19 protein-coding genes are annotated in these 19,538 nt (G+C 74.9%); 8 read left to right on the top strand and 11 right to left on the bottom strand.

All coding sequences use genetic code 11. From position 1 onward, the window contains the following. Nucleotides 1–353: 353 nt before the first annotated feature. Genes O7603_RS01290 through O7603_RS01280 form a run of 3 tightly spaced genes read left to right on the top strand, consistent with a single transcriptional unit; the run spans nt 354 to nt 2,180 of the window. Nucleotides 354–617, top strand: a complete 264-nt coding sequence (locus O7603_RS01290; protein WP_281573820.1) for an isochorismatase family protein — start codon at nt 354–356, stop codon at nt 615–617. Further along, nucleotides 614–952 carry a YciI family protein gene (locus O7603_RS01285; protein WP_281573819.1) on the top strand — a complete coding sequence of 113 codons (339 nt, stop codon included), beginning with the start codon at nt 614–616 and terminating at the stop codon, nt 950–952. The genes O7603_RS01290 and O7603_RS01285 overlap by 4 nt, the downstream gene beginning before the upstream one ends. A 4-nt stretch (nt 953–956) precedes the next feature. After that, nucleotides 957–2,180 carry a sigma-70 family RNA polymerase sigma factor gene (locus O7603_RS01280; RefSeq protein WP_281573818.1) on the top strand — a complete coding sequence of 408 codons (1,224 nt, stop codon included), beginning with the start codon at nt 957–959 and terminating at the stop codon, nt 2,178–2,180. A gap of 66 nt (nt 2,181–2,246) precedes the next feature. On the opposite strand, the gene O7603_RS01275 is transcribed toward O7603_RS01280, so the two are convergent. From O7603_RS01275 to O7603_RS01265, 3 genes are read right to left on the bottom strand one after another with little or no spacing between them, the layout of a single operon-like run. Beyond that, nucleotides 2,247–2,936: a hypothetical protein gene (locus O7603_RS01275; protein ID WP_281573817.1), complete on the bottom strand. Its 690-nt coding sequence runs from the start codon at nt 2,934–2,936 to the stop codon at nt 2,247–2,249. After that, the gene (locus O7603_RS01270; protein WP_281573816.1) at nt 2,933–3,760 is read right to left on the bottom strand and encodes an ATP-binding cassette domain-containing protein; all 828 of its coding nucleotides are present in this window, start codon (nt 3,758–3,760) and stop codon (nt 2,933–2,935) included. Before O7603_RS01270 ends, O7603_RS01275 begins: the two co-directional genes overlap by 4 nt. Then, nucleotides 3,757–4,095 carry a PadR family transcriptional regulator gene (locus tag O7603_RS01265; RefSeq protein WP_281573815.1) on the bottom strand — a complete coding sequence of 113 codons (339 nt, stop codon included), beginning with the start codon at nt 4,093–4,095 and terminating at the stop codon, nt 3,757–3,759. The genes O7603_RS01270 and O7603_RS01265 overlap by 4 nt, the downstream gene beginning before the upstream one ends. Before the next feature lie 262 nt (nt 4,096–4,357). On the opposite strand from O7603_RS01265, the gene O7603_RS01260 reads away from it, so the two are divergent. Beyond that, nucleotides 4,358–4,633 carry a hypothetical protein gene (locus tag O7603_RS01260; RefSeq protein WP_281573814.1) on the top strand — a complete coding sequence of 92 codons (276 nt, stop codon included), beginning with the start codon at nt 4,358–4,360 and terminating at the stop codon, nt 4,631–4,633. Between the two features lie 128 nt (nt 4,634–4,761). Here O7603_RS01260 and O7603_RS01255 read toward each other — a convergent pair whose 3' ends face one another. Genes O7603_RS01255 through O7603_RS01240 form a run of 4 tightly spaced genes read right to left on the bottom strand, consistent with a single transcriptional unit; the run spans nt 4,762 to nt 9,130 of the window. Then, complete coding sequence (locus tag O7603_RS01255; RefSeq protein WP_281573813.1) at nt 4,762–6,312, bottom strand: long-chain fatty acid--CoA ligase; 1,551 nt, start codon at nt 6,310–6,312, stop codon at nt 4,762–4,764. Then, nucleotides 6,309–6,773: a MaoC family dehydratase gene (locus tag O7603_RS01250; protein ID WP_281573812.1), complete on the bottom strand. Its 465-nt coding sequence runs from the start codon at nt 6,771–6,773 to the stop codon at nt 6,309–6,311. Before O7603_RS01250 ends, O7603_RS01255 begins: the two co-directional genes overlap by 4 nt. Continuing rightward, the gene (locus O7603_RS01245) at nt 6,770–7,942 is read right to left on the bottom strand and encodes an acyl-CoA dehydrogenase family protein (RefSeq protein ID WP_281573811.1); all 1,173 of its coding nucleotides are present in this window, start codon (nt 7,940–7,942) and stop codon (nt 6,770–6,772) included. The genes O7603_RS01250 and O7603_RS01245 overlap by 4 nt, the downstream gene beginning before the upstream one ends. 39 nt (nt 7,943–7,981) lie before the next feature. Continuing rightward, nucleotides 7,982–9,130: an acyl-CoA dehydrogenase family protein gene (locus O7603_RS01240; protein ID WP_281573810.1), complete on the bottom strand. Its 1,149-nt coding sequence runs from the start codon at nt 9,128–9,130 to the stop codon at nt 7,982–7,984. A 142-nt stretch (nt 9,131–9,272) separates the two neighbouring features. On the opposite strand from O7603_RS01240, the gene O7603_RS01235 reads away from it, so the two are divergent. The 4 genes from O7603_RS01235 to O7603_RS01220 are packed head-to-tail and all read left to right on the top strand — an operon-like array spanning nt 9,273 to nt 13,268. Beyond that, nucleotides 9,273–9,938 carry a TetR/AcrR family transcriptional regulator gene (locus O7603_RS01235; protein WP_281573809.1) on the top strand — a complete coding sequence of 222 codons (666 nt, stop codon included), beginning with the start codon at nt 9,273–9,275 and terminating at the stop codon, nt 9,936–9,938. Nucleotides 9,939–9,986: 48 nt separating this feature from the next. Next, complete coding sequence (locus O7603_RS01230; protein WP_281573808.1) at nt 9,987–11,399, top strand: aldehyde dehydrogenase family protein; 1,413 nt, start codon at nt 9,987–9,989, stop codon at nt 11,397–11,399. After that, a complete protein-coding gene (locus O7603_RS01225; RefSeq protein ID WP_281573807.1) occupies nt 11,396–12,469 on the top strand; it encodes a zinc-binding dehydrogenase in 1,074 nt (357 codons plus the stop codon). Before O7603_RS01230 ends, O7603_RS01225 begins: the two co-directional genes overlap by 4 nt. A gap of 16 nt (nt 12,470–12,485) precedes the next feature. Then, complete coding sequence (locus O7603_RS01220; protein WP_281573806.1) at nt 12,486–13,268, top strand: GNAT family N-acetyltransferase; 783 nt, start codon at nt 12,486–12,488, stop codon at nt 13,266–13,268. Nucleotides 13,269–13,294: 26 nt separating this feature from the next. Here O7603_RS01220 and O7603_RS01215 read toward each other — a convergent pair whose 3' ends face one another. From O7603_RS01215 to O7603_RS01200, 4 genes are all read right to left on the bottom strand, one after another. After that, on the bottom strand, nt 13,295–16,063 hold the full coding sequence (locus O7603_RS01215; protein ID WP_281573805.1) for a LuxR family transcriptional regulator: 2,769 nt from the start codon (nt 16,061–16,063) through the stop codon (nt 13,295–13,297). Nucleotides 16,064–16,207: 144 nt separating this feature from the next. Next, entirely contained in the window at nt 16,208–16,819 is a 612-nt protein-coding gene (locus tag O7603_RS01210) for a TetR/AcrR family transcriptional regulator (RefSeq protein WP_281573804.1), read from the bottom strand. Nucleotides 16,820–17,125: 306 nt separating this feature from the next. Beyond that, complete coding sequence (locus O7603_RS01205; protein WP_281573803.1) at nt 17,126–18,409, bottom strand: ABC transporter substrate-binding protein; 1,284 nt, start codon at nt 18,407–18,409, stop codon at nt 17,126–17,128. A 72-nt stretch (nt 18,410–18,481) separates the two neighbouring features. Continuing rightward, nucleotides 18,482–19,504 (bottom strand): branched-chain amino acid ABC transporter permease, encoded by a 1,023-nt coding sequence (locus O7603_RS01200; protein WP_281576568.1) that lies wholly within the window; start codon nt 19,502–19,504, stop codon nt 18,482–18,484. Between the last annotated feature and the right edge of the window lie 34 nt (nt 19,505–19,538).

Raw genomic sequence — 19,538 nt, 5'->3', positions numbered from 1 at the left:
TCGTCCTCATCGACCTCCAGCGTGGCATCGTGGCCGCCCGGCCGTCCCGTACCCCGCTGCCGACGTGGTGGCCCGCGCCACCCGGCTCGCCGACTCCTTCCGTGCGCACGGCGTCCGGTGGTGCTGGTCCGGATCACCGCCGCCCCGACGGGTCGGACGCCGTACCCGCCCGCGCCGAGCAGAAGCGCCCGGCCGGCGCCCGCCGGCCGGCTGGGACGTGCTCGTCGACGAGGTCGGCGGGAATCCGGACGACTCGTGGTGACCAAGAGCAACTGGGGCGCCTTCCACGGCACCGACCTCGACCTCCAGCTGCGCCACCGGGCGTCAACCAGATCGTGCTCGGTGGCATCGGCGTGGAGTCCACCGCCCAGGCCGCGTACGAGCACGGCTACCACGTCACCCTGGCGGTCGACGCGATGGCCGACCTCGACGCGGAGGCGCACCGCAACAGCGTCGAGCGGATCTTCCCCCGGCTCGGCGAGACCGGCGGCACCGGCGGAGATCATCGACGTGCTGGCCCGGACCCGGGTCTGAAAAAATTCCGCGCAGGGCCGTCCGGAACCGGCCAGCCCGATCGTCACCCTGGTGGAGTCACCACACTGAGGAGTGCGACATGAAGTACATGATGTTCGTCTGCACGGACACCGAGCCGGACACCGACCCGACCGCGGCGCTCGACATCGAGCGGTGGGTCGCCGAGCGGGACGCCCGCGGCCAGCGCCTCGCCGGCGACCGGCTGGCCGCGCCGGACGCGGCGACCACGGTCCGCGTCCGCAGCGGCGAGCTGCTCGTCAGCGACGGGCCGTTCGCCGAGACCAAGGAGGTGATCGTGGGCTTCGACCTGCTGGAGTGCGCCGACCTGGACGCGGCGATCGAGGTGGCCCGCAACCACCCGATGGCGTACGCCGGCCGCATCGAGCTGCGCCCCTTCTACACGGACCCGGACGCCTGATCCGGTGACGGACCCGTCCCGGGCTGTGGCCAGCGCGGGCCAGGAGTCGTTCGCGCGGATCGTGGCCACGCTGATCCGTGTCACCGGCGACTGGACGCTCGCCGAGGACTGCGCCCAGGAAGCGCTGGCGCTCGCCATGGAGCGCTGGCCCCGGGACGGGGTGCCCGCGAATCCGGGCGGCTGGCTGATGACGGTCGCCCGGAACCGGGCCGTCGACGTGCTGCGCCGGGCCGACACCGAGCGCCGCAAGCTGCGCGAGTTGGCGCTGCTCACCGAGCGGGCGGCGGGACCGCCCGTGGCCGGGGAGGAGGACGTGGTGGACGACCGGCTGCGGCTCATCTTCACCTGTTGCCACCCGGCGCTGGCGATGGAGGCGCGGGTCGCGCTCACCCTGCGCACCGTCTGCGGGGTGAGCACCGCCGACATCGCGCACGCGTTCCTGGTCAGCGAGTCGACGATGACCCGGCGGCTGACCCGGGCGAAGACGAAGATCGCCCAGGCCCGCATCCCGTACCGGGTGCCGAGCGGGTCGGCGCTGGTGGAGCGGTTGCCCGGCGTGCTGGCCGTGCTCTACCTGCTCTTCACCCGGGGGTACGACGCGGACGGCGAGCCGGCGTTCGCGGACGAGGCGATCCGGCTGGCCCGGCTGGTCGAGCGGCTGATGCCCGGCCAGCCGGAGGTCGCCGGGCTGCTCGCGCTCTTCCTGTTCCAGCACTCCCGGCACGCCGCCCGGCGGGACGCCGCCGGCGACCTGGTCACCCTAGACCGGCAGGACCGGTCGCGCTGGGACCGGGCCGCCGTCGCCGAGGGGCTCGACGTGCTGGACCGCGCCGGCGCGGACGGCCCGTACGCCCTTCAGGCCCGCATCGCCGCGTGCCACGCCATGGCACCCAGCAGCGCGGAGACCGACTGGCCGGCCATCGCCGGCTGGTACGACCAGCTGGCCGAGCGGCATCCGTCACCGGTGGTGCGGCTGAACCGGGCCGTGGCGCACGGCTTCGCGTACGGGCCGGCGCGCGGTCTGGCGCTGCTCGCCGAGGCCCGCGCCGGCGGCGCGCTCGACGGCTACCCGTCGGCGCTCGCGGTCGAGGCGGAGCTGACCGTCCACCAGGGCGACCGGGCCCGCGCCGCGGCGCTGTTCCGGGAGGCCGCCGCGATGACCGACGCGCCGGCCGAACGCCGGGCGCTCACCGCCCGCGCCGCCGAGCTGGCCCGGAGCGGCCCCTGAGCCGACCCGGAGCGGGCCGGCCGGCCGCGCCCGGCGGAGATCGAGGGCGACCGGCTCCGCGTTCGGCTACGCGCCGGCGAACCGCAGGTGACGCCGCTGGCGGAGCCGGACCGCGGCGGCCACGGCCACCAGCACGGTGAGCGCGACCGCGAACCCGACGCCCTGGGCCAGCCCGCGGGCGAGGTAACCGCCGTCGGTGTGGTCGATCGCGTACGTGCCGATCTCGCGGCTGAACCAGAACGGCAGCGCCCGGGAGGCGGTGTCCGCGGGGTCCATCACCATCTGCAGGCCGACCACCGTCAGCAGGACCAGCGTGCCCTCCAGCTCGCGGGGCAGCACCGCGCTCAGCAGCAGGCCGAACGGCGCGGCCACGGCGACCATCAGCGCCATGATGAACGCGATCGCGCCGTACCGGACGTCGTGCTGGTCGACGAGGATGAGCCCGTAGTACGGCGCGGAGAGCAGCACGCCCACCGTCCACAGCGCGAGCAGCCGGCCGAGCACCAGGTGCAGGCTGCCGTAGCCGGACAGCCGCAGTCGGGGTTCCATCCCGCGCGCCGCGCTGCCGGCGAAGAGCGCGGCGGTGCTCAGCGCCCAACCCAACCCGAGGCAGACGAAACGGATCGACTGGCCGAGATGGTCGCCCCGGCGGCTGAGGTAGAAGGCCAGCGGCAACAGCAGCAGGATGAGCAGCACGGAGCGCCGGCGCAGCAGTTCGCGCAGCGCGCTCTCGGCCACCACGAGGATCTTCGTCATGCGCGGTGCTCCCTCGCGGCGGTCAGGTCGAGCACGATGTCGACGCGGTCGAGCTGGTTGAGCAGGTGGGTGACGACGACGATCGCCTTCCCGGCGTCGCGCCACCGCCACACCTCGTGCCAGAAGTCGAGGTAGGTGCCCCGGTCGAAGCCCTGGTAGGGCTCGTCGAGCAACAGCACGTCCGGCTCGCCGAGGCGGGCGAGCACGAGGTTGAGCTTCTGCCGGGTGCCCCCGGAGAGGTGCCGCGCCTGGGTGCGCGCCGGCGGCGACCAGTCCAGCGCCGCGGCCCCGGCCCGGCCGGCCCGGCGGGCGGCACCCCGGGTCAGCCCGCGACCCGCGCCGACCAGCACGAAGTGCTCGTCGGGGTCGAGGAACTCGGCGGTGCCGCCGTCCTGCGGGCAGTAGCCGAGCGTGCCGTGGACGTCCACCGTGCCGGCGTCCGGGCTCAGGAGGCCGGCGCAGATCCGCAGGAAGGTGCTCTTGCCGGCCCCGTTCGCGCCGACCACCGCCGCGATCTCTCCCGCCCGCACGGTGAGGTCGACCCGGTCGAGGACGGTCCGCCCCCGGTAGCGCTTGGTGATGCCCGTCGCGGCCAGCCGCACCGGGCCCGGCCGCCGTCGGGGCGGGCGGACGTCCGGCCCGCCGAGGCTGTCGGCCACCGCCCGGGCGTACGCCTCCGGCGCGCCGAACACCCGCAGCGGCGGTTCCCCGCTCTCCCGCAGGTGGGTGGCCGCCTCGGCGACGACGTGGCCGGTCAGATCGGGCCCCACCCCGTGCCGGCGCAGCTCGCCGGTGAGGGCGGCGAGCCAGGCGTTGTGGTTCACCGCTTCGGCTCCTCGCTCAGTATGGCGCCCACGCTCCCGGCGAAGGCGGTCCAGTCGGTGGCGGCCGTGCGCAGCGCCGCGCTGCCGGCCGGGCTGATCCGGTAGTACTTCCGGGCGGGGCCGGTCTCGCCCTCCCGCCAGTGGGCCGTGAGCAGGCCGGAGCGTTGCAGCCGCAGCAGCACCGGGTAGAGGGTGCCGCCCTGCACAGCGCCGAGTCCGCTGGCCTTCAACGCCTGCGACAGCTCGTAGCCGTAGGACTCCCCCCGGCTGAGCAGCCCGAGCACGCAGAGGTCGAGCACCCCGCGCAGCCACTGCCCCCGCCGCTCCTGATCCATTGCCGCTCCCACCGCGCCCGCCCACCGGCCCGCCCGACCGGACACTAGTACCGCCACCTAGCTAGCGCAACCACCTACCCCGCCCGCACGTCCCCCGCCGTCAACCCCCGCGACCTTGCACTTTCGGCCGCCGTTTCGGGATTTTTGGGGGTATGCCGGGGCAGGAAGTGCAAGATCGCGGAAGTGAGGGTGGCGACGGGACCGGGTTTCCGGCTCGCCATCGGGGAACGCAGGTGCCCGACGCCGCCGGAGAGGATCTGACATGACCGTCAACTGGAACGGCCCGGACGACCCACTGCGCGAACCGCCGGAGGCCGACGCGCTGGAACAGCGCCAGACGGTGGTCGACGACGCGGAGCAGGACGTCACGCCGACCGCCCCGCCGCTCGAGGCCAGCGAGGCGGACGTGGCCGAGCAGGGCTCCCCACCGGCCGGCGAGCAGGATCTGCTGACCGCCCTGCCGGAGGACGCGAACCCGGCGGACGCCGTCGAGCAGCGCGAGTCGATCATCCCGGCCGACGAGGACTACCGAACCTGAGCACGCGCGGCCCGATGCGGGAGCGATCACCCCCGCCCGCGTCGTGCCGCAGGGTCATAAGACGCCTCTGCGGCACACCGCTCGCGGCGGCACCGCGGCCGACGACGCGCACCCCCGCTGGCGCGTCGTCACTCCGTCGGCGCCGCCGACATGGTCCGGCGCAGCTCACGCTTGAGCACCTTGTGGCTGGGCCCGATCGGCAGCGTCTCGACGTAGCGGACCTGGCGCGGGTACTTGTGCCGGCCCAGGTGCTCGCGCGCCCAGTCGATCAGCTCCTGTTCGCTCGGCGCTCCCGGGCCGGCCGGGTCCGGCACCACCACCGCGCAGATCTCCTCACCGTGTCGTGGGTCGGGCACGCCGATCACCGCGACCTGGCCGACCGCGGGGTGCCGGACAAGCGCCTCCTCGACCTCCCGCGGGTACACGTTGAAGCCGCCGCGGATGATCAGGTCCTTCTTCCGGTCGACGATGGTGATGAACCCGTCGTCGTCCTTGCGCCCGAGGTCGCCGCTGCGGAACCAGCCGTCGACCACGGCCTCCGCCGTGGCCTCCGGCCGGCCGAGATAGCCGGCGAAGACGTTGTGCCCGCGGATGACGATCTCGCCCAGCTCGCCGGTCGGCAGCAGCTCGACCCGGTCGTCCAGGTCGGCACGGGCGATCTCCACCTCGACCCCCCAGACCGGGTGACCGATCGTGCCGGCCCGCGTGCCGAAGTGCGGCTGGTTCGTGGTCGCGGTGGGCGAGGTCTCGGAGAGGCCGTACCCCTCGAAGATCGTCGTGTCGAACGCGGCGTGGAAGCGTTCCAGGACGGCGACCGGCAGCGACGCGCCGCCGGAGACGCACAGCCGCAGCCGGGGCAGGACGGGCCGGTCCCGGGCCGCGTCGAGCAGCGCCACGTACATGGTCGGCACGCCGTGGAAGACGGTCACCTCCTCGCGCAGCATGAGGTCGACGGCCTCCGGCCCGGTGAACCGGCTCAACAGCACCAGGGTCGCGCCGATCCGGAACGTGCCGTTCATCGCCACGGTCTGGCCGAAGCTGTGGAACAGCGGCAGGCAGCCGAGGACCACGTCGGTGCTCCGCGCGTCGTTCGCGTCGAAGACGTTGACGGTGGCGTTCATGACCAGGTTGAGGTGCGTGAGCACGGCGCCCTTGGGCACGCCGGTGGTGCCGCTGGTGTAGAGCACCACGGCGGGATCCTCGGCGGACCGGGTCACGTAGGACGGCACCGCCGGCAGCGGATCGCTCAGGTCCTCCAGGCGGGGCGCGATGGTGCCGGCGGCGGCCGGACCGACCGTCACCAGCGGGACACCGGCCGCGGCCGCCGCCGCGGCCCCCAGGGCGAGCTGCGAGGTGTGGCAGACCAGCAGCTTCGCGCCGCTGTCGCGCAGCACGTGCGTGGCCTCGTCGGCGGTGAGCAGCAGGTGCACGGGCACCAGCACCGCGCCGGCGGCCAGGGCGCCGTAGTAGACCCGGGGGAAGTCGACGACGTTCGGGGCGAGCAGCGCCACGGCGTCGCCCGGCGCGATGCCCAGGTCCCGCAGCCCGGCCGCGTAGCTGCGGGCCTCCAGCCACAGCTCGGCGTACGTCACCCGGATCTCCCCGTCCACCACGGCGACCGTGTCGGCGTGCCGGCGGGCCGCCTCGGCCAGCACCGTGGCCAGCGACAGGGCGGTCACCGGGCCGGGCCCGGGTAGAGGCGGCTGACCGTCTCGGCGACGCAGACGGGCTTGCCGCCCGCGTCGCTCTCCACGGTCACCTGCGTGACCACCTGCACTCCACCGTCGACCGGGGACACCTCGGCGACGGTCGCCGAGGCGCGCACCGCGCTGCCGACCCGCACCGGCGCGGGGAAGCGCACCCGGTTGAGGCCGTAGTTGACGCCCATCCGCACGCCCTCCACCCGGTAGAGCGCGCCGACCAGCGCCGGCAGCAGGGACAGTGTCAGGTAGCCGTGGGCGACGGTCCCGCCGAACGGGCCGGCGGCGGCCCGTTCGGGATCGACGTGGATCCACTGGTGGTCGTCGGTGGCGTCGGCGAAGAGGTCGACCCGCTGCTGGTCGACCCGCTGCCACGGGCCGGGGCCGACGGTCTCGCCGACGGCCGCGGCCAGGTCGTCGATGGAGGCGAACGTCCTCATGCCAGGTGCCCTCCCAGCTTGGTGTAGCCGCGCAGCAGGTCGCGGGAGAGGATCAGTCGCTGCATCTCGTCGGTGCCCTCGAAGATCCGGTACAGCCGGACCTGCCGGTACCACCGCTCGACGGGCAGCTCGCGGGTGTAGCCCATGCCGCCGTGGATCTGGAGCACCCGGTCCACCACCCGGTTGACCATGCCGGCGCCGTAGAGCTTCGCCATGGAGGAGGCGTGCCGCGGGTCCAGGCCCTGGTCCACCGTCCAGGCGGCTCGCAGGATGAGCCAGCGGGCCGCCTCCAGCTCGGTCTCCGAGTCGGCGATCATCCACTGGATCGCCTGGTTCTCGCCGATCGGCCGGCCGAAGGTCTCCCGGGTGTTGGCGTACGCGATCGCCATGCCCAGGGCTCGTTCGGCGATGCCCACGGCGTGCGACGGGATGGTGTAACGGCCCTTGCCGATCCACTCCATGCCGAGCGCGAAGCCCTGACCCGGCTCGCCGAGAATGTTCCGCTCGGGCACCCGCACGTCGTCGAAGATGAGCGAGGCCGGGCCGCCCTCCCCCATGGTCTGGATGAACTCGGACCGCCAGCCCATCTCCCGGTCCACGAGGAACGCGGTGGCGCCGCCGCGCCGTGCCCCCTTCTCGGGGTCGGTGACCGCGATGACGATGGCGAAGTCGGCGTCGTTGCCCCCGGTGATGAAGGTCTTCTCGCCGTTGAGCACCCAGTCGCCGCCGTCCCGGCGGGCGCTGAGCCTGATGTTGGCCGCGTCCGATCCGGCGCCCGGCTCGGTGATGGCGAAGCAGCTCAACCGCTCGCCCTCGATGGTGGGCAGCAGGTACTCCCGCTTCTGCTCCTCGTTGGCGTGGAACAGGATGTTGTCGGCCTCGCCGCCGAACCGGAACGGCACGAACGAGCGGCCGATCTCGGTCCAGATCAGCGACTGGGTGACCGCCGGCAGGTCCATGCCGCCGTACGCCTCGGGAGTGGCGAGCCCCCAGAAGCCGAACTTGCGCGCCTTCAGCTGCAGCTCGCGCAGCTCGGCGCGGTCCAGGCCGGGCTGGTGCGCCCGCTCCCGGCGCAGCAGCTCCTGCTCGAGCGGCATGACCTCGCGGGTGATGAAGTCGCGGGCGGTGTCACGGATGGCTCGCTGCTCGTCGGATAGCGCGAAGTCCATGGTCCCTCCAATCTGGTGGCGGTGCCCCTGTGCGGGGGCCTAGAAGGCGTTGACGCCGGTGAGCGCGCGTCCGATGAGAAGCTGCTGGATCTGGCTGGTGCCCTCGTAGAGCGTGGCGACGCGGGCGTCGCGCAGGTACTTGCCGACGGGGTACTCGTCGATGTAGCCGTACCCGCCGAAGACCTGCACCGCGTTGTTGGCCGCCCGGACGGCGGCCTCGCTGGCGAAGAGCTTGGCCATCGACGCCTCGGTGGCGAACGGCAGGCCCCGGTCGACCAGGTCGGCCACCTGCCACACCAGCAGCCGGGCGGCGGCGGTGTCGACCGCGATGGCCGCGAGGAGCTGCTGCACCAGCTGGTGGCCGGCGATGGGCTTGCCGAACTGCGTGCGCTGCCCGGTGTAACCGACCGCGGCGTCCAGGCAGCCCTGGGCGATGCCGACGCAACCGGCGGCGACCGACATCCGCCCCTTGGCGAGGGTGGCGAGCGCCAGCCGGAAGCCAGCGCCCTCCTCGCCGAGGCGGGCGGTGTCGGGGACCCGTACCCCGTCGAGGCGCAGCTCGCCGGTGGCCTGTCCGCGCAGGCCGAGCTTGCCGTGGATCTCCCGGCGGCTCAGCCCGGCGCTCGCGGTGGGCACCAGGAACGCCGTGATCCCCCGGTGCCCGGGCCCGCCGGTGCGGGCGAAGACCAGCGCGATGTCGGCGGTGGTGCCGTTGGTGATGAACGTCTTCGTGCCGGTGAGCAGCCAGTCGCCGCCGTCGCGGACGGCCCGCGTGGTGAGCGCGGCGGCGTCCGAGCCGCTGTCCGGTTCGGTGAGCGCGAAACAGCCGAGGGCGGTCCCGGCGCAGAGCCGGGGCAGCCACTCGGCCCGTTGCACCGGCGTGCCGTGCGCGGCGACCGCCTTGGCGACCAGGCCGAGCGAGACCGACACGATGCCCCGGACGGCCGAGTCCCCCCGGCCCAACTCCTCCAGCACCAGGCAGTACGAGAGGTGATCGCCGCCCGAGCCGCCGTCGGGCTCGGGGATGGTGAGACCGAGGAACCCCAGCTCGCCGAGGGCGCCGACGACGGCCGGGTCGACCGCCTCACGCCGGTCCCAGTCCGCCGCGTGCGGCCGCACCTCCCGGTCGACGAACTCGGCCGCGAGCCGGCGGACCGCGGCGTGTTCCGCGGAGAGCGCGAGGTCCATGGCGTTAAACTATCGCTGGAAGTTTAATTCCGTCCAGACCCGCTGTGGCAGAGTTTCCGGCGGCCCTCCGGCGCCCCGGCGGGCCAGCGAGCACCGGCGGCGCGGCGCGCGTCCGGCGGAGCACCGAGCAGAGGAGGACGCGATGCCCCGGCCGCGGCAGGCGCTGCTCAGCCGGCAGCGGATCGTCGAGGCCGCCGCCGCGCTGATCGACGCCGAGGGGCTGGAGGGGTTCTCCACCCGCCGGCTCGCCGCCGAGCTCGGGGTGCGCGGGCCCTCGCTCTACAACCACTTCGCCACGAAGGACGAGATCCTCGACGCGGTCGCCGACAGCGTCACCGGCCAGGTCGACGTGTCGTTCTTCGGCCGGGTCGACTGGCGGGAGGCGCTGCGCCGGTGGGGGCACTCGTACCGGGCGGCGCTCGCCGCGCACCCGAACATCGTGCCGTACCTGGCCCGCGGCCCCGGGCGCCGACCGGCCGCGCTGGCCATGGCGGACGCGGTCTACGGCGGCCTGGTGGACGCCGGCTGGCCGCCCGCCCGGGCCACCCACATCGGCGCGCTGATGCGGTACTTCGTCGCCGGGTCGGCGCTGGGCTCCTTCGCCCGCGGCTTCGTCGAGGATCCGAGCCTCTACGCCGAGCAGTACCCGCACCTGACCCAGGCGCACCGGCTCGCCGAACGCCAGCAGCAGGTGGACGAGGGCGCGTTCGCGCTCGGCCTCGACACGCTCATCGACGGACTGTCCCGCACCTACGAGCAACAGGTCGGGCCGCTGCCGCCCCTCCCGCCGGCCGCCGCCCCGTACTAGGGTCGAAACTTGCACTGCTAGTTTCGGGGGACGTACGGAAGGGGCGCGATGGATCGCACCGACTTCTACCTGGACGGCCGCTGGGTCACCCCCTCCGGGGCGGCGACCCTCCCGGTGCACAACCCGGCGACCGAAGAGATCATCGCGGCCGTGCCGGCCGGCGACGCCGCCGACGTCGACCGCGCCGTGGCCGCCGCCCGGGCCGCCTTCGACGGCTGGGCCGCGACCGCCCCGGCGGCACGCGCGGCCCACCTGGACCGGCTGCACGCCGCCCTCTCCGCCCGGGCCGACGACATCGCCCGCACGGTGGCCCTGGAGTTGGGCACGCCGCTGAAGGTGGCCACCCGCGTCCAGGCCGGCCTGCCGCTCACCGTGCTGCACAGCTACGTGGAACTGGCCGCCCGCCCGCCGGCCGAGGAGACGGTGGGCAACTCGGTGGTGGTGCGGGAGCCGGTCGGCGTCGTCGGCGCGATCACACCCTGGAACTACCCGCTGCACCAGGTGGTGGCGAAGCTCGCCCCCGCCCTGGCGGCCGGTTGCCCGGTCGTGCTCAAGCCGAGCGAGCTCACCCCGCTGGTGTCGTACCTGCTCTTCGACGCGATCCACGAGGCCGGCTTCCCGCCCGGCGTGGTCAACCTGGTCACCGGCACCGGCCCGGTGGTCGGCGAGGCCATCGCCGCCCACCCGGACGTCGACATGATCTCCTTCACCGGCTCCACCGCGACCGGCCGGCGGATCTCCCGTCTGGCGGCCGACCGGATCGCCCGGGTCGCCCTGGAGTTGGGCGGCAAGTCCGCGAACGTGGTCCTCGACGACGCCGATCTGGTCACCGCGGTCAAGGTCGGCGTCGGCAACGCCTTCCTCAACTCGGGGCAGACCTGCACTGCGTGGACCCGGATGGTGGTGCACCGGTCCCGCTACGACGAGGCGCTGGCGCTGGCGGCCAAGGCCGCCGAGGGCTACCGGCTCGGCGACCCGTTCGACCCGGCCACCCGGTTGGGCCCGCTCGTCTCGGCCGCCCAGCGGGACCGGGTGCGCGGCCACGTGACCCGCGGGCTGGCCGACGGCGGGCGGTTGGTCGCCGGCGGTCCGGACGCGTCGGTGCCCGACCGCGGCTGGTTCGTCGCGCCCACCGTCATCGCCGACGTCGACCCGGACAGCGCGCTGGCCCAGGAGGAGGTCTTCGGCCCGGTGCTCGCGGTGATCCCGGTCGACGACGACGACCAGGCCGTCGCGGTGGCGAACAACTCTCGCTACGGGCTCGCCGGCGCGGTCTGGTCGGCCGACGAGGAGCGGGCGCTGCGGGTGGCCCGACGGATGCGTACCGGCGCGGTCGACGTCAACGGCGCGCCGTTCAACCCGCTCGCGCCGTTCGGTGGTTACAAGCAGTCCGGCGTCGGCCGGGAGCTGGGCCGGTACGGGCTGGACGAGTTCCTCCAGACCAAGGCGATCCAGCGGTGAGGGCGCTGGTGGTGCGCGGCGTCGGCGAGCTGCCACGGGTGGAGGAGGTCGAGCTGCCCGACCCGGGGCCGGGCGAGGTACGCGTCGTCGTCCGGGCCGCCGGAGTCTGCCACTCCGACCTGTCCATGGTGAACGGCACGCTCGCGGCGCCGTACCCGCTGGCGCTCGGCCACGAGGCGGCCGGCGTGGTGGCCGAGGTCGGCGCGGGCGTGTCCCGGGTCGCGGCCGGCATGTCCGTGGTGCTGAACTGGGCGCCGCCCTGCCGGTCCTGCTGGTACTGCGGGCACGGCGAGCCGTGGCTCTGCGAGCGCGGCGGGACTCCCGCCGCGGCCCGGGGCCGCACGGCTTCCGGCGAGCAACTGCACGTCACGCTCGGCCTCGGCGCCCTCGCCGAGGAGGTGGTGGTGCCCGAGGCGGCGGTGATCCCGGTCCCCACCGAGCTGCCCTTCGAGGCGGCCGCGCTGCTCGGCTGCGCGGTGCTCACCGGGGTCGGCGCGGTCCGGCGGACGGCGACGGTGGCTCCGGGCGAGTCGGTGGTCGTGGTCGGCCTCGGCGGGGTGGGGCTGTCGGTGGTCGGCGCCGCGCGGGCCGCCGGGGCCGACCCGGTGCTGGCCGTCGACCTCTCACCGGCGAAGGCGGAGCTGGCGCTGGCGGCGGGCGCCACCGAGTTCCTGCCCGCCGACGACTCGCTCAGCCGCGCGGTGCGGGAGCGCACCGGCGGCCGCGGCGTGGACCACGCGTTCGAGTGCGTCGGGCGGAGCGCCACCATCCGCACCGCGTGGCGGGCCGCCCGGCGCGGCGGCCAGGTGACCGTGGTGGGGATGGGGGCGCGGGACGACGTGGTGCCGCTCAGCGCGCTGGAGATCTTCCACTCGGCCCGCACCCTACGCTCGTCGGTCTACGGCTCGTCCGACCCCGACCGGGACCTTCCCGAGCTGGCCCGGGCGGTGCTCGACGGCACCCTCGACCTCACGCCCCTGATCACGGATCGCACCACTCTGGACGGCGCGCCGGAGGCGTTCGCGCGGATGGCGCGGGGCGAGGGCGCCCGCACCGTCGTCCTGCCCTGACCCGGGGTCGGCCGGTATGAGTTCCGAGCTGGTGCGGGCCCTCCAGGAGCGAGCGGCGCGCGCCCAGCCGGCCGCGTACGTCGAGGAGGTCGGCGGGTGGTGGCTGCGCCACTTTCCGCAGGGCTCGTGGTGGCTGGGTTCGGTGCTGCCGCACGGGGCGGTCACCGCGGACCGACTGCCGGAGCGGGTCGTGGCGGCGGAGGACTTCTACGCGCGTCGCCGGGCGGTCGCGCGCTTCCAGATCACCCCGGGAGCGTGCCCGGCCGGGCTCGACGCGCTGCTGGCCGAGCGCGGCTACCGCCGGCACAGCGCGATGTCGTTGCAGGTGGCGCCGACCGCGCGGGTCGTGGCGCAGCCCCCGGCGAGCACGGTGCGGGTGCGGGTGGACGACCGCCCGACGAAGGCGTGGTGGGACGCCTGGCACGCCGTGCGCCGGGAGGGGTCCGACGCCGGCCCGGAGCGCGGGATGCTCGCCCGGGTGCCGGGCGACTCGGCGTACGTCCGCGCGGCGATCGGGGACGAGGTCGTCGCATCGGGTCGCGCCGTCGCCGACACCGGTTGGGTGGGCGTCTTCGGCCTCGCCACGATCCCCGCGGCGCGCGGACAGGGCGCGGCGCGCGGCATGCTGGCCGCGCTGGCCGGGTGGGCGGACGCGCGCCGGGCCGCCGGGATGTATCTGCAGGTGGAGCGCGACAACGCCGCGGCGCTGCGGCTGTACGCGCGCACCGGCTTCCACGAGCTCGCCGGCTACCACTACCGCTCGGACGACCGCGTCGACGCCGCCCGCCCGCCTGCCTGACCTCGCCCCGGGCCCACCGCCCTGGGTCAGGTGAGGGCGCGGGCGAGTTCGGTGCGGGACCGGACGCCGAGCCGGTGGAAGATGTTGCGCAGGTGGTGGTCGACGGTCCGGGTGGAGAGGAACATCCGCGCGGCGACCTCCCGGTTGGTGGCGCCCTCGGCGATGAGTTGCGCGATCCGCATCTGCTGGCCGGTCAGCAGCCGCGCCGCGGCCGGGTCCGGCGCGCCCACCGACTCGCCCGCCGCGCGCAGCTCGGCGGTGGCCTGCTCGGCCCAGGCGGTCGCGCCGAGCAGCGTGAACGCGCCCCAGGCGTCGTGCAGGTGTGGCCGGGCGTCACGGGGTCGCCGGCCCCGGCGCAGCTCCCGACCGAACAGGAGCGCGGTACGCGCGCGCTCGAAGGTTCCGGCCTCCGCCGGGTGCAGCCGTAGCGCCGTCCGGAACCCCGCCTCGGCCGCCGCGCTGCCCCGGCGGGCGAGCAGGGCGTGGCAGCGGGCCGACAGGGCCCGCCGCGACGGGCTGGCGGTGCTGCTGGCCCAGCGGTCGAAGACGGCGAGCGCCGCGCTCGCCGCCGGCCGGTGCGCCAGGTGGGCGGCGGCCTCCACCAGGTACGGGGTGGCCATCACCTGGACCAGGATCTGTCCCCGGCCGGTGCCGGGCCGGGCCAGCGACGCCAGTCGGGCCGCGGCCTCTTCGTGCCGTCCGTCGACCAGGTCGAGCACGGCCAGGGCCCAGGCGGCGAGCGCGTGCGGGCGGCTACCGGGCGCCGGTTCGACGCCGATCTCCCGGATGCGGCGCAGGCTGGCGTCGCGGTCGGCGCGGACGGCGGCGAGCACGGCGAGCATGCCCAGGTGGACGTCGGCGCAGTTGACCTGGCCGGTGGCTCGGGCCGTCCGCAGCCCTTCGCGGGAGGTCTCCGCGGCCGCCTCGTGCCGCCCCAGCCAGTACTCGGCGACCGCACGCAGCTCCAGCGCCCGGGGCAGCGCGGACCGCTCGCCGCGGGCCCGCGCCAGCTCGACCGCGCGGTCGGCGAGCCGGTACGCCGCGCCGTCCACGGCGACCAGCAGACCGGCCGAGGCGGCCCAGGCCAACCCGGCCGGGGTGAGCGCGGGACCGGACAACTGGCCGCCGAGCACGACTGCCCTACGCAGCGCGGGACCGGCCCGCACGTGGTCGCCGCGCAGCGTCGCGGCCACCCCGGTGAGATAGGCGCCGATCAGTTCGGTGGCCGGCGGGTCGCCGGGGCGGGTCAACGGACGGGACCGGCGGGCCAGGTCGGCGTACCGGTACTGCTCACCCGAGAAGCAGGCCGCCTCGCCGGCACGCGCGAGCGCGGCCAGGGCCAGCTGCCGGTCGGCACCGGCCAGTGTGTCCGCCGCGGTCCGCAGCGTGGGCACCGCCGCCGGGACGCGGCCGCACCGCAGCTCGACCTCACCGCGCAGCAGCTCGGCCCGGGCCGCGGCGGGCGGCGGGACCGGCCCGGCGGCGAGGCCGGCCAGCAGTCGCCGGGCACGCTTCGACGACCCGGCCCACCAGGCGTACCGGGCGGCGGCCAGCCGACGGTCGGCGGCGCGGGCCGGGTCGTCGGTGAGTTCGGCGGCCCGTTCCAGGGCCACCGAGGCGCGGGCCGCCCAGCCGCCTTCACCGGCGGTGTCCGTCGCCAGCCCGGGCCGATGCTCGGCGGGCACGGCCGCTGCCACCGCTTCCTCCAGTTCGGCCGCGAGCGCCGGGTCCGGGCCGGCCGCGGCGGCCGCCCGGTGCATCGCCCGGCGCAACCGCTGGCCGCCGTCGGTCAGCACGCCAGCCAGCAGCAGGTGCGCCGCGCGTCGGTCGCCGACCGGCGCGGCGGACGCGACCACCGCCCGCGTCACCGGCTGCGGGAAGGTGATCCGGTGCGCCTCGACCCGGACCAGGCCGGCGACCTCGGCCGGCGCGAGCGCCGCGATCGTCGTCCCGCCCGCCAGGGCGGCCCGCACCAGGGTGTCCGGGTCACCGTCCTCGTCGAGGGCGGTGAGCAGCAGCACCCGGCGGGTGTCGGCGGGCAACTGGTCCAGCCGCGCCCGGTACGCGCGGCCCAGCACACCGTCGACCGGCGGCTCGGCGGGCGGCGGCTCGTCGCCTCGACACTGCCCGGGGGTGACGGCGTCCGCGAGGTCGACCAGGGCCTGCGGATTGCCGTTCGCGACCGCGATCAGCGCGGCCGCCACCAGCGGGGTCGGCGGCTCGGGCAGCCGGTCGGCGAGCAGAGCCAAGCTGTCCCGCTCGGTCAACGGACGAAGGCGAAGGCTCGGCAGCCCGGCGGGCGGCACGGCCGCCGTGGTGAGCAGGACGGCGACCGGTAGCCGACGCAGCCGACGCGCGACGAAGGCGAGGGTCTCCGCGGTCGGCCGGTCGCCCCGGTCGAGGTCGTCCATGGTGCACAGCAGCGGGCGCTCCCCGGAGACGGCGGCGAGCAGCCGCAGCACGGCCAGGCTCAGTGCCAGCCGACGGCCGGCCGGGCAGCCGGCGCCGGCCAGCACCCGGCGCAGCAGGCGGGCCTGCGGGCCGGGCAGCGCCCCGGCGCGGTCGAGCACCGGGTCGAGGAGCCGCTGCAGCCCGGCGTACGGCAGTGCGGCCTCCTCCGCGAGCCCGGTCCCGGCGAGGACGGCGTGGCCCTCGGCACGTCGGTGGGCGTGGCCGACCAGCGCGGTCCGGCCCGATCCCGGCTCGCCGTGGAGGACCAGCGCGCCCCCGCCGTCGAGCACCCGGCCGATCGCCCGGCGCTCCTCGACCCGGCCCCGCAGCACGGTTATTTGCACTCTTGATGCACTAACCATGCATTCAGTGTCACCTATCGGTAACCGGTTGGAAAGGGGTGGCGACCGCCGGCCGCTCCCGCGCCGGAGCCGCTCCCACGCCGGAGCCGGTCGCACGACGGTCCCGCGTCCGCGCGTGACCGCTCGTCAGCCGGTGGCGACCTCGGCCAGCAGCGCGCCCACCGTGCGGGTCATCACCGCACGCGCCGGGTCCACGCCCAGCCCCAGGCCGTAGCGCAGCATCGACCAGGCCGGCCACATGCTGGCCGCGACGATGGCGTCCACCAACTGCTTCCGCCCCGGCCCGGCCTGCGCCAGCTCGGCGGCGAAGAGCTGGTCGACCTCGTCGCGGACCCGCTCGATGTGCTTGAGCCGGTTGCGGTGCAACTGCTCGGAGACCGGCTCGCGCATCTGCGCGGCCCGCGCCGACGGCGCGATGAGCTGGAGCAGTCGGGCGCGCTGCCGGCAGTACGCGTCGACCCGCTTGCCGAGCGGCTGGTCGGCTGAGATCGGCCGGTACGCGGCGTCCTGCTGCCGGAGCACCTCCGCGCCGCTGGCCTCGAAGAGGGTCTCCATGTCCTTGAAGTTGGTCCACAGGGTGCGCAGCGAGATGCCGGCCCGCTCGGCGATCCGCTCGCCGGTCGGCCGGAGGTCCCCCTCTGAGATGAGGGCGAGATGCGCCTCGACGATGGCCGCGCGGGTGCGTTCGGCGCGGGCGGTCCGTCCGTCGACCCGTGCCGGCGCTTCCGCCCTGCCCATCCGTCCCCGCCCTCTCACCACCGCCGCGGCCCACCCACGGGCACCGGCGAGTCTAGACGCGCGGTGATCAGCGCAGCGGAGGTGTCGGGCGCGGTCATCCGGCGGCCCACCCGGTCAGCGCGGCCACCCGACCGTCGAGCCGTGAATCTGCATTCACAGTGCATATAGTATTGCCGCCTCTCAGTCCGGTCAACGACCGGGACATCCGGCCCGGTCGGACCCGACCGGCCGCGCACGACCGCCGGGTCCGGTCACGGCGTCGCCATGACCGGACCCGGCGGGTGGATGCCGATGCTGAGGTCGTGGTCAGGTGATCGGGACACCGTTGGCCGGCGGCGGCACCGGCGCGGCGGCGTACTCGTTCACCGGGCCGTCCGCCTCGTCGGTCTCGTACGTCGGCCCGAAGTAGCTCTGCACTCCCCCACTGACCCGGGTCAGCCGCTGCCCGCCGTATCCGGAGTGGTCGGTCGCGGAGAAGCGCAGCGGGGCCAGGCCGGGCCCCTGGAAGCCGCCCTTGCCGACCGCCTCGAGCACCGACTCCCGGGTGAGGTCCTTGCCGGCGGCCAGCAACGCCTGCACGAAGAGGTAACCGACGGCCATCCCGTAGACGGTGTTGCCGTCGAACGGCGCGTCCCCGTTGTGCTCCTTGTTGATCCGCGTGAAGAGTTGGATCCACGGGTTGGCGGTGTCGTTCTGCATCGGCAGGTAGTTGGTGCCGATCATGCCCTCGAGCAGCGGAGCGGCCTCACCGAGCTGCTTCGCGAGGGTGGGGTGGTCGGCGCCCACGTTGGAGACCAGCCACTGCGGCCGGAAGCCGAGCCGGGCGGCCGTGCCGATGGAGAGCGCGGTGAAGCCCGGCACGGTGGCGAGGATGACGACCTGGCACCCGGCCGACTTGAACGCGCCGATCTGCGGAGCCACGTTGGTGTTGCTGGTGACGTAGGTCTGCTTGACCGCCACCGCCGCGGCGCCGAGCACCTTCTCCACGCCGGCGAGGCTGTCCCGGCCGAAGTCGTCGTCCTGGCCGAGGAAGCAGACCTTGCGGCCGGCCAGGTTCGTCTTCACATGGTTGGCGAGGATCTTGCCCTCGACGGTGTAGTCGGGGTTGAACCCGAACGTGCCGGGATACTTCTCCGGCTGGTCCCAGCTGCGGCTGCCGGAGGCGACGAAGAGGTCGGGCACCCGGTTGCTCTTGAGGAAGTCCAGCACGCCGGTGTGCGTCGGGGTGCCCAGCCCGTTGAGGATCGCGAACACCTTGTCCTGGAGGACCAGTTGGCGGACCACCTGCTGGGTGTTCGCCGGGTTGTACCCGTCGTCCATGATCTTGTAGGTGATCTTCCGGCCGTGCACACCGCCGTTGGCGTTGACGAAGTCGAAGTACGCCTTCGTCGCGGGAGCGATCTTCGAGTAGCCGGCCGAGGCCGGCCCGGTCAGCGGCATGTGGGTGCCGACCACGATCTCCGTGTCGGTGACGCCGGGCACCGCCCCGCGTCCGGGGCCGGAACCGCCGTCGCCGCCGCAGCCGGCGGCAGCGATGAGCAGAGCGATGGTGCTGGCGATCGCGAGACCGCCTCGTGCCGAACGGTGCATGGGGACACCGGCCTTTCCTCGGTGTGGTTTCGGTGGTGGGGGTGGAACGCCCGGCCGGGGCCGGACCGGGAGCTAGGACCGCCGGAGCGGCCATCGGGCGAGCACGGCGCGGCCGAGCCGGGACAGCAACCCCTGCACGCCGCCGGGCGCGGCGATCATGACGACGACCAGCGTGATCCCGAAGATCGCCAGCGGGAGGTTCCCCTCCAGCCGCTGTGCCGCCGACGGCGAGAGGGTGAGCAACTCGGTCACCGAGTGGCTGAGGTCGGGCAGCGCGACCAGCAGGACGGCGCCCCACAGCGCGCCGGCGAGCCGCCCGAGGCCGCCGATCACCACGGCCATGAGCAGGAAGAGCGACAGGGTCAGCGAGAACGCGCCGGGCGACACGCTCTGCGCGAGCACCGCGAGCAGGCCGCCGCCGAGCCCGGCGGTGGCGGCGCTGACCACGAACGCGAGGACCTGCGTACGCGCCACGTGGATGCCGGCGAGCCGGGCCGCCACCTCGTCGTCGCGGACCGCCCGGAAGGTACGGCCGTACCGGCTGCGGACCAGGTTGGCGAGCAGCAGCATCGCGAGCAGGGTGGCCGCGGCGGTGATCCAGAGCTGCCACCGCTCGTACGGGAAGTACGGGCCGAGCGCGAGCGGGGGCGGCTCGACCGGTACCGACAATCCCTGCTCGCCGTTGAATACGCCGTCGAAGGTGACGGTCAGCGCCGGTACCACGACCGCGACCGCCAGGGTCACCCCGGCCAGGTACGGGCCGCGCAGCCGGGCGGCGGCCACCCCCACCACGGCGCCGACCGCCACCGCGGCCAGGACCGCCGCGACCAGCGAGACGGCGAGCAGCCAGCCGCCGGTCAGCCCGTTGTCGAGGAACGCGTTCTGGCAGAAGGCGACCGTGTAGGCACCGGTCGCCATCAGCGCGCCGTGCCCCAGCGAGAGCTGGCCGTTGAGACCGGTGAGCACGGTGAGCCCGGCGGTGGCGCAGAGGTAGGCCGCCACGGTGGCGAGCTGGAAGTTGCGGAACGGCTCGACGGCGTAGCTCACCCCGAGCACCAGCAGCCCGGCGACCGCCACGACGGCGAGGTGCCGCAGCAGCGTGCCGCCAGGGCGCGGGGCCGTCCGGAGC

Source organism: Micromonospora sp. WMMD812, assembly GCF_027497215.1.
Classification (GTDB): Bacteria; Actinomycetota; Actinomycetes; order Mycobacteriales; family Micromonosporaceae; genus Micromonospora.
This window is presented reverse-complemented; position numbering and strand designations above follow the sequence as displayed.